This window comes from Nocardioides mangrovi (assembly GCF_020073815.1).
Lineage (GTDB): Bacteria > Actinomycetota > Actinomycetes > Propionibacteriales > Nocardioidaceae > Nocardioides > Nocardioides mangrovi.
In genome coordinates this window covers 136636-151259 of the sequence record NZ_JAIQZJ010000004.1, presented here as the reverse complement: position 1 = coordinate 151259, position 14624 = coordinate 136636, and the positions used below count along the sequence as shown (strand labels likewise).

Sequence of the window (14624 nt, the reverse complement as noted above, 5' to 3'; positions counted from 1 at the left end):
CTGTCCCGACCAGACTAGGCCGGGCATAAATGGTCAGACCATGAGGTGACCCGGCGACGGTGGAGGTCGCTCCAGTCGGGCCGCTGACGTGACCTAGAGGGCGATGAGCTCCTGGACCGCGCGGTCCTCGAGCTGGCTCACCGCGCCCTCGCCGACCAGCTGGCCCGAGCGCAGGGCGAGGTAGCGCTGGGCGACCTTCTGGATCATGCCGATGTGCTGCTCCACCAGCAGGAGCGCCGTACCCCGGCTCTGGATCTCCATCAGCGCCTCGACGATCGCGTCGATGATGACCGGGGCGAGGCCCTCGGTCGGCTCGTCCAGCATCAGCAGCGCGGGCTCGCTCATCAGCGACCGGGCGATGGCCAGCATCTGCTGCTCGCCGCCCGACAGCGACGTGCCGGGACGGCCCTTGCCGCGCGCCAGGTTGGGGAAGAGGTCGTAGACGGCGTCGAGCGTCCACGAGCCGTGCCGGCGCGAGGCCCGCCCGAGCAGGATGTTCTCCTCGACGGTCAGGTTGCTGAAGATCCGCTTGCCCTGCGGGACGAGCGAGACGCCGCGGCTGGTCGGCACGTGCGCGCCACCGCGCAGCGGCTTGCCCGCGACCAGGATCTCCCCGGTGACCTGCGGAACGCCGTAGACGGAGAGCAGCGTGGTCGACTTGCCCGCGCCGTTGCGTCCCACGAGCCCGACGGTCTCGCCCTCCTCGATGGCGAACGAGACGTCCTGCAGGATGCGCGCTCCGGCGTACGACGCGGAGACGTGGCGGAACTCGAGGACGGTGCTCATGCGGCGCTCCCCAGGTAGGCCCGGACGACGTCCGGGTTGGCGCGGACCTCGGCCGGGGCGCCCGTGGCGAGCACCGAGCCGAGGTCGAGGACGGTGATGACGTCGCAGGTGCGGAACACGCCCTCGACGTCGTGCTCGACCAGGAGGGCCGCGACGTCGCGCTCCGTGCAGAGGGTGCGGACGTGCTCGAGCATCCGGACCGACTCGTCGGCCACCAGGCCGGCGCACGGCTCGTCGAGGAGCACCACCCGCGGCCGCCCGATCAGGGCGATCGCGAGGTCGACGGACCGCTGGGTGCCGTAGGCGATCTCCGAGCAGACCTGGTCCTGGACCTCGTCGAGGCCGAGCGTCGAGACGATCTCGTCCAGGTCGGGCTCGTCGTTGCGGCGGGCGATCATCTCCAGCTGCGTCCGGACGGTCATCGACCCGAAGACGCTGGTCCGCTGGAAGGACCGGGAGACGCCGTGGGCGCGACGCCACCGCACCGAGCGGCGGGTGATGTCGTCGCCGTCGAGCCGGACGACGCCGGAGGACGGCCGTCGGCGGCCGGACAGGGCGTCGATGAAGGTCGACTTGCCGGCTCCGTTCGGGCCGATCACGCCGTGGACCACGCCCGGCTCGAGCTCGATGGCGACGTCGGTCAGCGCGGCGAGCGCGCCGTAGCGGACCGTCAGGCCCGACGCGGAGAAGATGCTCATCGCGATCCTCCCTTCCGGAGGGCTCGGGCGATGCGCTGCACGGCGCCGGTCAGGCCGCCGGGCAGGAAGACGAGGACGAGGATCAGCGCGATCCCGGTGAAGAGGTGCAGGTTGCCGCCGAAGTTGAGGTGCGCCTGGGCCCACACGAAGAGTCCGGTGCCGATCAGCGGCCCCGCGAGGCTCGCCGGCCCGCCGATGAGGACGGCGATGAGCGAGTCACCGGCGCGGGTGAAGCCGAGGATGTCGGGCGAGATGTAGCCGGCGTTGACCGCGAAGAGCGCGCCACCCAGCGAGGCCACGACGCCGGTGAGCGTGAAGGCCGCGAGCCGCGGCAGGAAGGTGCCGTAGCCGGAGAAGCGCATCCGCTCCTCGTTCTCGCGGATGCCCTCAAGCAGCACGCCGAAGCGGGAGCGACCGACCAGCCAGAGCACGAGGGCCGCACCCATGAGCGAGACCCACACGCCGGCCCAGAAGAGGCCGGGGTCCTGGATCTCCCTCGGCCCCATGCCGAGGAAGCTCGCGTCCGCGCCGGCGTTGATCAGCAGGCCGTCGTGCGCGCCGGTCCACGGCCGGAAGGAGGTCTGCAGGGCCAGCTGCCACAGCGCCATCGACAGCGCCAGCGTCAGCATGAGGAAGCCCATGCCGGACGCCCGCACCACGAGCACGCCCATCACGAGCGAGACCAGGGTGCCGACGACGACGGCGAAGCCGACGGCCGCCGTGAGCGAGAGGTCCCACCGGTTGACCGCGATGCCGACCGAGTAGGCGGCGGCGCCGAAGAAGGCCGAGTGGCCGAGGCTGATCAGGCCGAGGTGGCGGGCCAGGAAGCCGATGCCCAGCGCGGGCAGGCCCAGGAGCGCCATCTCGAGGACGAGCCCCATCGTGTAGGGGTCCTTGATGATGTAGGGCACCGAGAGGCCGGCGAGCAGCACCGCCACGATGAGCCCGGCGCCGAGGAGGGTGCGCCCCGGCCGGCGCCGGGACCTCGGTGCGACGACGTCCGCCGGCGGTGCGTCAGGGAGGGTGGTCACGCTCACGAGACTCTCTTTCCGGCCAGGCCCTGCGGTCGCCAGAGAAGGACGACCACGAGGGCGACGTACGGGACGACCACGGCGACCGACGGCGACCAGACGGTGCTGACCGTCTGGATGATCCCGAGGCCCATGCCGGCGACCATCGCGCCACCGATGCTGCCGATGCCGCCGATCACCACGACGATGAGGACGATGATGAGGAAGCTGTTGCCCATGTTGGGGTCGAGCGAGACGTAGGGCGCCGCGAGCGTCCCGGCCAGGCCGGCCAGGGCGGCGCCGAAGCTGACGACGATCAGGCTCACCCGGTTGACGTCGATGCCCATGATCCCGGCGGTCTCGATGTCCTGGCTGGCCGCCCGGACGTAGAGCCCGGTGCGGGTGTAGCGCAGCCACATGACGAGGATCGCCGCCAGCGCCAGCGCCACGACGATGATCCCGAGCCGGTACGTCGGGTAGTCGACCCCGAGGACGGATGTGGTGCCCGTCAGCCCGGGGGGCGGGTCGACCGAGAGGGTCTTCTCCCCCCAGATCAGCACGACCAGGCGCTCGGCGATGAGCGCCAGGCCGAAGGTGATGAGCCCGAGCTCGATGTGGGACCGGTGCTGGAGCGGCCGGAAGAAGACCATCTCCAGCACCACCCCGATGACCGCGAGGATCACCGGGACCAGGACCAGCGCGGCCCAGAAGCTGAGCCGGTCCGAGAGCGTGTAGGCGAGGTACGCGCCGGACATGTAGAGCGCGCCGTGCGCGAAGTTCGTGACGCCGCGCAGGCCGTAGATCATCGCCAGGCCCGAGCTCAGGACCATCAACAAGGAGCCCAGGGCGATGCCGTTGAGCAGCTGCGCGGCGTTCACGAACCCGTCCTCACATCTTGCAGTCGGCGCTGGGCTCGGGCGTCGTGGTGGACGCCTCCGCCGAGCTCAGGATCTTGAAGCTGAGGTCCTTGCCGCTGCCCTCGACCTGACCGAGGTACGACGGCCGGAGCAGCTGGTGGTCGGCGCCGCGGAGCGTCACCGACCCGTCGATCGAGTCGAAGGTGAGGTCGTTCAGCGCGGCCGCGACGTCGTCGGGGTCGGTGCTGCCCGCCTTCTCGATGCCGGCGAAGAGCGTCTCGGCGGCGAGGAAGTTGTCGGCCGGGACGTAGTACGGCGCGCTGCCGTTGGCCTTCGTGTAGGCGTCCACGAACTCCTGGTTGAGGTCGTTGTCGGCGTTCACGTCGTACCCGACGTTGTTGTAGTAGCCGACGATGCTGTCGCCGAGCGTCGGGAAGAGCGGCTCGGAGACCATGTTGAAGCCGAGGACCGTCTTGACCTGGGACGAGAGGTTGAACTGCTCGGCCTGCTTGACGAAGGCGACGCCGTCGGCGCCGTACTCCACCGCGAAGACCGCGTCGGCGCCGCTGTCCTTGATCTTCGTGATGTAGGAGCCGAAGTCGGTCGTGTTGAGCGGCGCGAACTGCGTCGAGACGATCGTCTTGCCGGCCTTCTCCGCCTCCTCGGTGAACTTGTCGGCGGCGCTGTGCCCGGTGGCGTAGTCGACGGCCATGATCGCCCACTTGTCACCGGGCATCTCGTCGATGGAGGACGCCAGGCCGTTGAGGTCCATGCTGCTCGTCTGGACGATGTGGAAGGCGTTCGGCGAGCACTGCTCGCCCACCAGCGCGTCGTCCTTGCCGAGCGCGTTGAAGTCGAGCGCCCCCATGCCGGCGAGCTGGGCGTTGAGCGCCGCGTGCTCGGGCGAGGTCATCACGGCGCCGATGAACTGGGCGCCGTCCTGGGTCACCGCCTCCTTGGCCACGCGGATCGTGGTGGCCGGGTCGGCGTCGGTGCCCTTGGTGATCAGCTCGACCTTGTGGCCGTCGATGCCGCCCTTGGCGTTGACCATGTCGGCGGCGACCTGCCAGCCCTTCACCGCATCGGTGCCGAACTGGGCCAGCGCCCCGCTCGTCGGCGGGATCAGCGCGATCTTGATCGTGCTGTCGTCACCGCCATCGCTCCCCGAGTCGTTGCTGCTCGCCGACCCGCAGGCGGCGAGGGTGGTGCCCAGGACCAGGACGACCGCCATGGTCGTCGCCGCCTTAGTCGAAACTGTGCTCTTCACAGCTCTCCCCTACTCGTGAGAGCGGCACGGCTCGTCCGTACCGGCTCGTGGGAGAGATTGTGGTCTGACAATTCGATAGTTTCGCCCCTCTGAAGGGGCATTCGCCTCCCCCACAGGAGTGATCGCCGTCACAGGAGCCCCTTCCGAGAGGGGGTCGGAGGGCCGACGCTCGGCCGTCACGATGAGCACCACGGCGCTCACGACGATGCCGCCGCCGACCAGGACCGGGGCCCCGAGGGGCTCGGCGAGGATCGCCCAGCCGAGCAGCACGGCGACCACCGGGTTGACGTAGGCGTGGGTGGCGGTGAGCGACAGCGGCACGTGCGTGAGCAGCCACGCGAAGGCGACGAACGAGACGATCGAGCAGGCCACCACGAGGTAGGCGAGCGCCGCCCAGCCGCCCACCGAGTAGTCGACGCTGAACCGCTCGCCGTGACCGAACGCCAGCAGCGAGGAGCAGCAGGCGGCGACCAGCTGCTGGTACGTCGCCACCACGAAGAGGTCGTCGGGGAGGGCGAGCGTCCCGGCCAGAAAGGAGCCGAGGGTCCAGCTGATGCTGCTGCCCAGGCAGAGCAGGACGGCACCGATCGGCAGGGCCTCGCCGACGCCGTGGCCGAGCAGGACGAGCACCGCCAGGCCGAGGAAGCCGACGGCGACGCCGGCGAGGGTCATCGACGACGGTCGCTCCCCCGTGGCGACCCGGAGCAGCACCGCCCACGCCGGGACGGTCGCGACGACGAGCGCGGCCACGCCCGAGGGCAGGCCGCGCACCTGGGCGAGCGCCTGCAACCCGTTGCCGAGCCCGACCAGCAGCACGCCCGTGGCCACCAGCGCGCCGACCTCCCGGCGGGACACGCGGAGGCCTCGTGCACCACGCCGTACGACGACGATCGCGGCGAGGATCAGCGCCGCCGCGGCGAACCGCTGGGCCATCGCCTGGAAGGGGTCGACCTCGTCGACCACGATGCGGATGGCGAGGTAGACCGAGCCCCACAGCACCCAGACGGTCACCAGCGCGGCCAGCAGCGTCGTCCTGCTGGTCTCGGGGGCCAGGGGCGGCACGGGTCAGGCGAAGTCGGGCCGGCGCTTGGCGACGAAGGCGGCGATGCCCTCCGCGGCCTCGCCGTGCTCGAAGAGTCCCTGCTCCTGCTCGGCCTCGAGCTTCATGCCCTGCTCGAGCGGCAGCTCGGAGGCGGCGGTGACGCTGCGGACGACGGCGAGCTGGGCCGGCAGCGACGACCCGGCCAGCTCGGCGGCCAGGTCGAGCGCCGCGTCGACGGCCCGGCCGTCGGTCAGCCGGTCGACGAGGCCGATCGCGTGCGCCTCGTCGGCGGGCACCTGGCGCGCGGTCAGCATGATGTCGAGGGCCCGGCCGTGGCCCACCAGCCGCGGGAGCCGCTGGGTGCCGCCGGCGCCGGGGATCAGCCCCAGCTTGACCTCGGGGAGGCCGAGCCTCGCGGCGGCGCCCGCCACCCGCATCGTGCAGGCCATCGCGAGCTCGAGCCCGCCGCCCAGGGCGAGCCCGTCGACGGCGGCGATGGAGAGGAAGGAGGCGGCCTCGAGCCGGTCGTTCGCCGAGCGCATCCGGTCGCCGTAGGCGAGGAAGGACGACGCGTCGATGGTCGACATGTGCTTGATGTCGGCCCCGGCGGCGAAGAAGCCGTCCAGAGCCGACTCGATCACGACGACCTTCACGTCGCCGGCCGCCTCGGCGGCGTCGCACAGCGCGTGCAGCCCGTCGAGGATCGGCAGGCCGAGAGCGTTGGCCGGCGGGCGGTCCATGGTGACCACCCAGATGCCGGGTGCGTGGGTGCGCCAGGTGACGACGGTGTCGGACACAGGACTCTCCTGGGGTCGGCGGGTCAGGGACGCCGCGGGAACGGGGTGAAGTCGGGGGCGCGCTTGGCCTTGAAGGCCTCGCGGCCCTCGGCGGCTTCGGCGGTGCCGTAGAAGAGGAGGTTGGCGTCGTGGGCCAGCTGCTGGATGCCGGCGTAGCCGTCCTCGTGGGCGTGGAAGCTGAGCTTCGAGAGCCGCAGCGCGTACGGCGAGAGCGCGAGCATCTCGCGGCACCAGCGCATCGTCTCGGCCTCGAGGTCGGCCAGGGGGACGACCGTGTTGACCAGACCCATCTCGAGCGCGGTCGCGGCGTCGTACTGCCGGCAGAGGAACCAGATCTCCTTGGCCTTCTTCGGCCCGACGAGGTCGGCGAGGATGCTCGACCCGTAGCCGCCGTCGAAGGAGCCGACCCGCGGGCCGACCTGGCCGAAGCGGGCGTTGTCGGCCGCGATGGTCAGGTCGCAGACGAGGTGCAGCACGTGGCCGCCGCCGATCGCCCAGCCCGCCACCATCGCGACGATCGGCTTGGGGCAGCGCCGCATCGCGACGTGGAGGTCGGTCACGTGGAAGCGGCCGGTCGCGCTCTCGTCGAGCTGGTAGCCGCTCTCGCCACGCACCCGCTGGTCACCGCCGGAGCAGAAGGCGCGGTCGCCGGCGCCCGTGAGGACGATGACGCCGACCCGCTCGTCCTCCCGGGCGAGCCGCAGCGCCTGGTCGACCTCGACCAGGGTCTGCGGCCGGAAGGCGTTGTGCACCTCGGGGCGGTCGATGGTGATCCTGGCGATCCCGTCCGGGGTCGTCTCGTAGCGGATGTCCGTCCACTCGCCCTGCGGGGTCCAGGTCTCGGGGCTCATCCGGCCATCGTCAGGCCGCCGCTGACCGACAGCGTCTGGCCGGTGACGAAGCCGGCGCCGTCGGAGGCGAAGAACGCCACGGCGGGGCCGATGTCCTCGGGGGTGCCGAGGCGCTTCATCGGGACGGCGCGGGCCATGCCGCCGATCACCTTCTCGGCGTCGTCGCCCTGGCCGTCGGCGAACTTGCGCAGCGCCGGGGTGTCCGTCGGGCCGGGGCAGACGGTGTTGACCGTGACGCCCTTGGTGGCGACCTCGCGGGCCAGGGTCTTGCCGAAGGCGATGATGCCGCCCTTGGCGCCGGAGTAGACGGCCTCGAGGGAGGAGCCGACGCGGCCGGCGTCGGAGCCGATGTTGATGACCCGCCCGAAGCCGCGCTCGATCATGCCGGGCACGGTCGCCTGGATGACCCGCAGGTGACCCTTGAAGTTGACGTCGAGGATGCGCTCCCAGAAGTCCTCGGTGGTCTTGACGAAGGGCATGAAGTCGTCGAAGCCGGCGTTGTTGACGACCACCTCGACCGGGCCGAGCTCCTGCTCGACGGTCGCGACGGCCGCACGGACCGACTCGGTGGAGGTCACGTCGACCTGGACCGCGATCGCCTCGCCGCCCGCGGCGCTGATCTCCTTGGCGGTCTGCTCGGCGACCTCGAGGTTGAGGTCGGCGATGACCACCCGGAAGCCCTCGGCACCGAGCGTGGTGGCGATGCCCTTGCCGATGCCCTGGGCGCCTCCGGTGACCAGTGCGACTCGGTTGCTCATGGGTGTCTCTCCTGTGTTGGTGGGATCGGGTGAGTGGTTCAGGACGCCGGGTACCAGGTGACCGGCCCGGCGACGATCGAGTGGCTGGTCAGCTTCCGGCCCAGGGTGGACTGTGCCTCCCGGGCCGCCTCGATCACGGCCGCGAGGTCCAGGCCGGTGTCGACGCCCATCTCGTGGAACATCGAGACGAGGTCCTCGGTGGCGATGTTGCCCGTGGACCCCTTCGGGACCGGGCAGCCGCCGAGCTCGCCGAAGCTGGACTCGAAGCTGCGGCAGCCGGCCTCGAGCGCGGCGTACGCGTTGGCGAGGCCCTGCCCCCGGGTGTTGTGGAAGTGGGCGGTGACCTCGATGCCGGGGAGCCGCTCGATGGCGGCCTCGAAGAAGGCGCGGGAGTACGCCGGGTTGCACATGCCGGTGGTGTCGCCGAAGCCGATCTCGGTGGCGCCCGCGGCGGCGAACTGCTCGGCCAGGTCGAGGACCCGGTCCATGGGCACGGGTCCCTCGTAGGGGCAGCCGAAGGACGTCGCGATGACGGCGCAGAGCGTGAGGTCCTCGGCGACGATGCGCTTGCCCATGACGGCCACGTCGGCCATCGTCTCCTCGACCGACCGGTTGATGTTCTTCGTGTTGTGCGTCTGGCTCGCGCTGACGAAGAGCGTGGCCTCCTCGAAGAGGTCCCGGACGGCGAGGGCGTTGTCGAGGCCGCGGCTGTTGGGGATCAGCACCATCCGGTCGACGTCGTCGGGCAGGTCGATGCCGCGCAGCACCTCGATGCCGTCGGAGAGCTGCGGGATGACGTCGGGCCGGACGAAGCTGGCGACCTCGATCCGCTTGAACCCGGCGCGGCCGAGGGCGTCGATCAGCCGGATCTTGTCCGGCGTCGCGATCGTCTCCGGCTCGTTCTGGAAGCCGTCGCGGGGGCCGACCTCGCGGATCTGCACGGTGCGCGTCTCGCCACGGGTGGCGTTGGGGAAGGCCTGCGTCTGGGACATCACATCTCCTGCTCGGCGAGGCTGCGCTGCAGCGCCTCGCGGTGCTCCGGCGCGGCGACCTCGATCAGTCGCAGCGCCCTCTCGGCGACCGTGCAGCCGGTCAGCATGGCGACCCCGTGCTCGGTGACGACGGCGTCGACGTCGACGCGCGCGGTCGTGACGACGCCGCTGCGCAGCGCGGGGACGATCGTCGACTCGGACGTCTCGCCCGACCCGACGGTCGAGCGCAGCGCGATGATCGACCGGGTGCCGGTCAGCGACGCGGCCCGGCTGAAGTCCACCTGGCCGCCGGTCGCGCCGATGTGGACACCGCGCGCGAGCTCGGCGCCCACCTGGCCGAGCAGGTCGACCTCGATCGCGGAGTTGATCGAGACGAGCGAGCCCAGCTGGGAGAGGACCGGCGGCGCGTGCGTGTACGACGCGGCGCGGAACTCGACGGGAAGGGCGCCGAGCCGCGCGTAGCCGCCGGCTGAGCACAGCGCGGCACCCGTGACCACGACGCCGGCATCGATCTCCTTCTTGGCGCCGGTGATCACTCCCTTCTCGACGAGCGTGAGCACGGTGTCGCTGAGCATCCCGCTGTGGAAGCCGAGGTCGCGGTGGCCGGCGAGAGCCTCGAGGACCGCCGACGGGAGCGACCCGACCCCGATCTGGATGGTGGCGCCGTCGTCGATGATCGACGCGACGTGGCCGGCGATCGCGACGTCGACGTGGTCCGCCGGACGCCCGGGCGCCTCGCGGAGCGGCCGGTCGGTCTCCACGACGGCGGCGAAGGCGGACAGCGGCAGTCGCGGCCCGCCGACCGTGGGCGGCATCTGCGCGTTGATCTCGGCGATCAGGGTGCGGGTGTGCGGGATCGCGTCGGCGACGTACTCGACGCCGGTCCCGAGCGTCACGTAGCCGTCGCGGTCGGGCGGCGACACCTGGACGAAGCCGACGTCGTTGGGCAGCGCCCCCGTCGCGAACATCCGCGGGATCGCGGAGTAGTGGCAGGGCACGACGTCGAGGCGCCCGTGCCGGCTCAGGGCCCGGAGCCGGCCGAGGCCGCCGTACGAGACGACGGTCAGCTGCTCGGGCAGGTCACCGGAGAGGCGCTCGTTCCAGGTGAGCCCGGAGAACGCGCGGATCGGGCCGACCCGGTCGACGACGTCGAGGACGGCGTTGACCAGCGGCTCGGGCTCTGCGCTCCCCTGTCCCCACCACACCCCGTCCCCGGGGTGCAGGAAGGCGCCGACGTCGATCATCGGTGGCCCCTAGACCCGCTGCACCAGGGTGGCCGTGCCGAGACCGCCGCCGCAGCACATCGTGACCAGGCCGACCTCGACGTCGCGTCGCTCCATCTCGGCCAGCAGCGTGGCGAAGAGCCGCGAGCCGGACGCCCCGACCGGGTGGCCCAGGGCGATGGCGCCGCCGTTGACGTTGACACGGTCGAGGTCGGCCTTGAGCTCACGCTCCCAGGCGAGCACGACGGAGGCGAAGGCCTCGTTGCACTCGACCAGGTCGATGTCGGACATCGTCATCCCGTTGCGCTCCAGCAGCCGCTGGGTGGCCGGGATCGGACCGGTGAGCATGATCGCGGGGTCCACGCCGACCGTCGTCTGGTCGAGCACCTTCGCCCGCCGGGTCAGGCCGTGCCGGGTGACCGCGTCGTCCGAGGCGACCAGGACGCCGGCGGCGCCGTCGGTCAGCGGCGAGGAGCTGCCGGCGGTGACCCGGCCGTCCTCCCGGAACGGGGTCTTCAGGCCGGCGAGGCCCTCGAGCGTGGTGCCCGGACGGATGCCCTGGTCGGTCGTACGACGCTCGCCGTCGAGCTCGAGCGGGATCATCTCGCGCTCGAAGCGGCCCGCCTCGACGGCGGCCGCGGCCAGCTCGTGGGAGCGCACCGCGAACGCGTCCATCTCGGCACGGCTGATGTCCCACCGCTCGGCGATCCGCTCGGCTGCCTCGCCCATCGCCGGGAAGTCCGAGGCAGCGAGCAGCTCGGCCGGCCAGGCCGCGCCGTACAGCTTCTCGATCTCGACGACGGCGGTCATGGGGATGTGGCCCATGTGCTCGACGCCGCCGGCGATCACCAGGTCGTGGGTGCCTGAAGCGATCAGCGCCGCCGCCATCTCGACCGCGGACTGGGCCGAGCCGCAGCGCCGGTCCAGCACCGTCGCCGGCACCTCGGCGGGGTAGCCCGCCTGGAGCCAGGCGTTGCGGGCGACGTTGCGCGACTGCTCGCCGAACGGCGCGGTGCAGCCGACGACGAGGTCCTCGACGTCACCCGGCGCGACGCCGGTGGACTCGAGCAGCGCGGTGTAGACGGCACCGAGCATCACGTTGGGGTGGACGTCGCGGTACCAGCCCCGGTCGGGGTGCGCCTTGCCCATGGGGGTGCGCAGCGCCTCGGCCAGCCACGCGGTGCGGCCCTGCAGCGGCATCAGATCACCGTCCCGCCGTCGACGGGCAGGACCTGCCCGGTGATGTACGACGCGGCGTCGGAGGCGAAGAAGACGAACGTCGCGGCGATCTCGTCCGGGTCGGCCCAGCGGCCGAGCGGGATCCGCGCGAGCGTCATCTCCGCGAGCTTCTCGTTGGTGCGGATGTTCTCGGTCATGGCAGTCGCGGCGAGCGGGGCGACGGCGTTGACGGTGATCGAACGACGGGCCAGCTCCTTGGCGAGCGACTTGGTGAGGCCGATGACGCCGGCCTTGGCGGCGCCGTAGTTGGCCTGGCCGATCGTGCCGACGAGCCCGGCCGCGGAGGTCACGTTGATGATCCGGCCGGTGCCGTCGTCGGGGAGGACGGGCAGGGCGGCCTGGCTGACGGTGAAGGTGCCGCCGACGTGCACGCCGAGGACGAGCTGGAACGCGTCCGGTGTCATCTTGGGGAACATCGCCGGGCTGATCACGCCCGCGTTGTTGACGACGATGTTCAGGGTGCCGTCGTTGAGGCCGGCGGCCTGCGTGGCGGCCTGCGTCGCCTGATCGGCGTCGCGGACGTCGAGCGCGCACGACTCCGCCCGGCCCCCGGAGGCGACGATCCGGTCGGCGACGGCGGCGGCCGCGTCCTTGTCGACGTCGGTCACGAGGACGGCGGCCCCGGCGGCGGCGTACGCCTGCGCGACGGCGGCGCCGACACCGGCACCCGCGCCGGTGACGAGCGCCGAGCGACCGGCGAGGGAGAAGGGTCCGGTCATCAGTAGCTCCTCGGCAGCCCGAGGACGTGGGAGCCCAGGAAGTTGAGCACCATCTCCTGCGAGAGCGGGGCGATGCGGGTCAGCCGCGCCTCCCGGAAGTAGCGGGCGACGTGGTACTCCTCGGAGTAGCCCATGCCGCCGTGCGTCTGGAGCGCGCGGTCGGCGGTGTCGAAGGCCGCGTCGGCGCAGAGGTACTTGGCGGTGTTGGCCTCGCGCGCACACGGCTTGCCCTGGTCGTAGAGCCAGGTGGCCTTGCGCAGGATCATCTCGGCCGCGTCGAGGCGCGCGAGGGAGTCGGCGAGCGGGAACTGCAGGCCCTGGTTCATGCCGATCGGCCGGCCGAAGACCTCGCGCTCGTTGGCGTAGCGGACCGCGCGACGCAGCGCAGCCCGGCCGATGCCGAGCGCCTCCGCGGCGACCAGGCAGCGCTCGGGGTTGAGGCCGTCGAGGATGTACTTGAAGCCCTGGCCCTCCTCGCCGATCCGGTGCTCCTCCGGCACGCGCAGGTCGTCGATGAAGAGCTCGTTGGAGGTGACCGCGTTGCGGCCCATCTTCTTGATCGGCCGGATGTCGACGTGGGCGCGGTCGAGATCGGTGAGGAAGAGGGTGAGGCCGTCGGTCTTCTTGTCGACGTCCTCGAACTTGCTGGTGCGGGTCAGCAGCAGGATCTTCTCGGACTCCATCGCCTTGGAGATCCAGACCTTGCGGCCGTTGATCACGTAGTCGGAGCCGTCGCGCTTGGCGAAGGTGGTGATCTTCGTGGTGTCGAGGCCGGCCCCGGGCTCGGTCACGCCGAAGCAGACGTGCAGGTCGCCGGTCACGATGCGGGGCAGCGTCTCCTGCTTCATCGCATCCGAGCCGTGCACGATCACCGGGTGCATCCCGAAGATCGAGAGGTGCATCGAGCTCGCGCCGTTCATGCCGGCGCCGGACGCGGCGACCTCCTCGAGCAGGATCGAGGCCTCGGTGATGCCGAAGCCGCTCCCGCCGTACTCCTCGGGCGCGGTGATGCCGAGCCAGCCGCCGTCGGCGAAGGCGTCGTAGAACTCACGAGGGAACTCGTGCTCCGCGTCCTTCTCCATCCAGTACTGGTCGTCGAACTTGGCCGCCAGCTCGGCCACCGCCTTGCGGATGGTCTGCTGGTCCTCCGTCAGCTCGAAGTCCACGAACGATTCCTTCCTACGACGCTCGCCGTGCCCCGATGCCGACGGGGAGCGAATTGGTGCGACTCTAACAAAAGGTCTGACCAGAAACTACGGGTCGACGACGGCCCACTGGAGGCGGGCACAGTCGGCGCCCCGAGGGCGCTCAGACGAGGGCCAGCCCGTCGGCGATCCGCTCGTTCCACGCGGTCGGCTCGCCGAAGAGCGACCGGTCCAGCCGCGCCCGCTTGTAGAAGAGGTGCAGGTCGTGCTCCCAGGTGTAGCCGATCGCGCCGTGCATGGTCAGCGCGGTGTCGGCGGCCCGGCTCGCCTCCGCGGTCACCTGCGCCTTGACCGCCGCGGCGTGCAGCGAGCACTCCTCGAGCCCGGCCTCGACCGAGGCGGCCGCGAAGTAGAGGGCCGAGCGCGACGCCTCGACCGCGACCTCGATGCCGGCCGCGGCGTGCTTGACCGCCTGGAAGGAACCGATGGGCACCCCGAACTGGCGGCGCTGCAGGCTGTACGCGACCGCCATCTCGAGCATCCGCTCCATGGCGCCCAGCGCGTCGGCGGCGACGAGGACGGCCGCGAGGTCGGTGGCCCGGCGGACGGCGGCCGCCGCGTCCGGGTCGAGCGGCGCGGACCGTGCCGCGTCCAGGTGGACGTCGGCGACCGTGCGCGTGCCGTCGAGCAGCCGGCGCGGTGCCACCTCGACGCCGGGGGCGGCCCGCTCCACCAGCCGGAGCGCCCGGTCGCCCGGGGCACCGACGGCCACGACGTACGCCGCCGCCTCGTCGCCGGCGAGGACGCGCGGCACCGTGCCGCTCAGCCGCCCGTCGCCGTCGACCCGGACCCCGGTCGCCGCGTCGGGTGCGTCCTCGGCGGGCGCCAGCCACGCCGTGGTGCGGTCGGGGAAGCCAGCGAGACCGGGGACGGCGAGGACCGTGGCCAGCCAGGCCGCGGACGGCGCCGCGGCACGACCGAGCTCCTCCGCCGTGAGCGCGAGCTCGACGACACCGCCGCCCTGGCCGCCGAGCTCCTCGTCGACGCCGACGCCGAGCCAGCCGTCAGCGGCGAGGCGCTCGACGAAGGGTGCCGGGTCCGCGGCCTCGATCCAGCCGCGGACGGACTCGACCGGCGCGACCGCGGACAGCCAGTCCCGGAGCGTCTCCTGGTAGGACACCTGCTCCTCGGAGAGTCTCCACTCCATCTCGGGGTCCTTTCGCTGTTACTTTAGGTATGA

The 14624-nt window shown here is 71.7% G+C and carries 15 protein-coding genes; all 15 read right to left on the bottom strand.

The window, feature by feature from the left end; translation table 11 throughout:
• Nucleotides 1-93 precede the first annotated feature (93 nt).
• The 15 genes from K8U61_RS09545 to K8U61_RS09475 all read right to left on the bottom strand — a co-directional run bounded on the left by K8U61_RS09545 (nt 94) and on the right by K8U61_RS09475 (nt 14591).
• Nucleotides 94-786, bottom strand: coding sequence for an ABC transporter ATP-binding protein (locus tag K8U61_RS09545; RefSeq protein ID WP_224122776.1), 693 nt, complete (start codon nt 784-786; stop codon nt 94-96).
• Entirely contained in the window at nt 783-1484 is a 702-nt protein-coding gene (locus K8U61_RS09540) for an ABC transporter ATP-binding protein (RefSeq protein ID WP_224122775.1), read from the bottom strand. The genes K8U61_RS09545 and K8U61_RS09540 overlap by 4 nt, the downstream gene beginning before the upstream one ends.
• Entirely contained in the window at nt 1481-2515 is a 1035-nt protein-coding gene (locus K8U61_RS09535; protein ID WP_224122774.1) for a branched-chain amino acid ABC transporter permease, read from the bottom strand. The genes K8U61_RS09540 and K8U61_RS09535 overlap by 4 nt, the downstream gene beginning before the upstream one ends.
• A 2-nt stretch (nt 2516-2517) precedes the next feature.
• Complete coding sequence (locus tag K8U61_RS09530; RefSeq protein WP_224122773.1) at nt 2518-3372, bottom strand: branched-chain amino acid ABC transporter permease; 855 nt, start codon at nt 3370-3372, stop codon at nt 2518-2520.
• Between the two features lie 10 nt (nt 3373-3382).
• Nucleotides 3383-4582, bottom strand: a complete 1200-nt coding sequence (locus tag K8U61_RS09525; protein WP_224122772.1) for an ABC transporter substrate-binding protein — start codon at nt 4580-4582, stop codon at nt 3383-3385.
• 45 nt (nt 4583-4627) lie between these two features.
• Nucleotides 4628-5680: an EamA family transporter gene (locus K8U61_RS09520; RefSeq protein WP_224122771.1), complete on the bottom strand. Its 1053-nt coding sequence runs from the start codon at nt 5678-5680 to the stop codon at nt 4628-4630.
• A 3-nt stretch (nt 5681-5683) separates the two neighbouring features.
• Nucleotides 5684-6457 carry an enoyl-CoA hydratase/isomerase family protein gene (locus K8U61_RS09515; protein WP_224122770.1) on the bottom strand — a complete coding sequence of 258 codons (774 nt, stop codon included), beginning with the start codon at nt 6455-6457 and terminating at the stop codon, nt 5684-5686.
• A 23-nt stretch (nt 6458-6480) separates the two neighbouring features.
• Nucleotides 6481-7308, bottom strand: coding sequence for a 1,4-dihydroxy-2-naphthoyl-CoA synthase (gene menB / locus K8U61_RS09510; RefSeq protein WP_224122769.1), 828 nt, complete (start codon nt 7306-7308; stop codon nt 6481-6483).
• On the bottom strand, nt 7305-8066 hold the full coding sequence (locus tag K8U61_RS09505) for an SDR family NAD(P)-dependent oxidoreductase (RefSeq protein WP_224122768.1): 762 nt from the start codon (nt 8064-8066) through the stop codon (nt 7305-7307). Before K8U61_RS09505 ends, menB begins: the two co-directional genes overlap by 4 nt.
• 38 nt (nt 8067-8104) lie before the next feature.
• Nucleotides 8105-9058 (bottom strand): hydroxymethylglutaryl-CoA lyase, encoded by a 954-nt coding sequence (locus K8U61_RS09500; protein ID WP_224122767.1) that lies wholly within the window; start codon nt 9056-9058, stop codon nt 8105-8107.
• Nucleotides 9058-10302: an acetyl-CoA hydrolase/transferase family protein gene (locus tag K8U61_RS09495; protein ID WP_224122766.1), complete on the bottom strand. Its 1245-nt coding sequence runs from the start codon at nt 10300-10302 to the stop codon at nt 9058-9060. Before K8U61_RS09495 ends, K8U61_RS09500 begins: the two co-directional genes overlap by 1 nt.
• Nucleotides 10303-10311: 9 nt before the next feature.
• Nucleotides 10312-11481, bottom strand: a complete 1170-nt coding sequence (locus K8U61_RS09490) for a thiolase family protein (protein WP_224122765.1) — start codon at nt 11479-11481, stop codon at nt 10312-10314.
• Nucleotides 11481-12239, bottom strand: coding sequence for a 3-oxoacyl-ACP reductase FabG (gene fabG, locus K8U61_RS09485; RefSeq protein ID WP_224122764.1), 759 nt, complete (start codon nt 12237-12239; stop codon nt 11481-11483). The genes K8U61_RS09490 and fabG overlap by 1 nt, the downstream gene beginning before the upstream one ends.
• Nucleotides 12239-13405 carry an acyl-CoA dehydrogenase family protein gene (locus K8U61_RS09480; RefSeq protein ID WP_224122763.1) on the bottom strand — a complete coding sequence of 389 codons (1167 nt, stop codon included), beginning with the start codon at nt 13403-13405 and terminating at the stop codon, nt 12239-12241. Before K8U61_RS09480 ends, fabG begins: the two co-directional genes overlap by 1 nt.
• Before the next feature lie 142 nt (nt 13406-13547).
• Nucleotides 13548-14591, bottom strand: coding sequence for an acyl-CoA dehydrogenase family protein (locus K8U61_RS09475; protein WP_224122762.1), 1044 nt, complete (start codon nt 14589-14591; stop codon nt 13548-13550).
• Between the last annotated feature and the right edge of the window lie 33 nt (nt 14592-14624).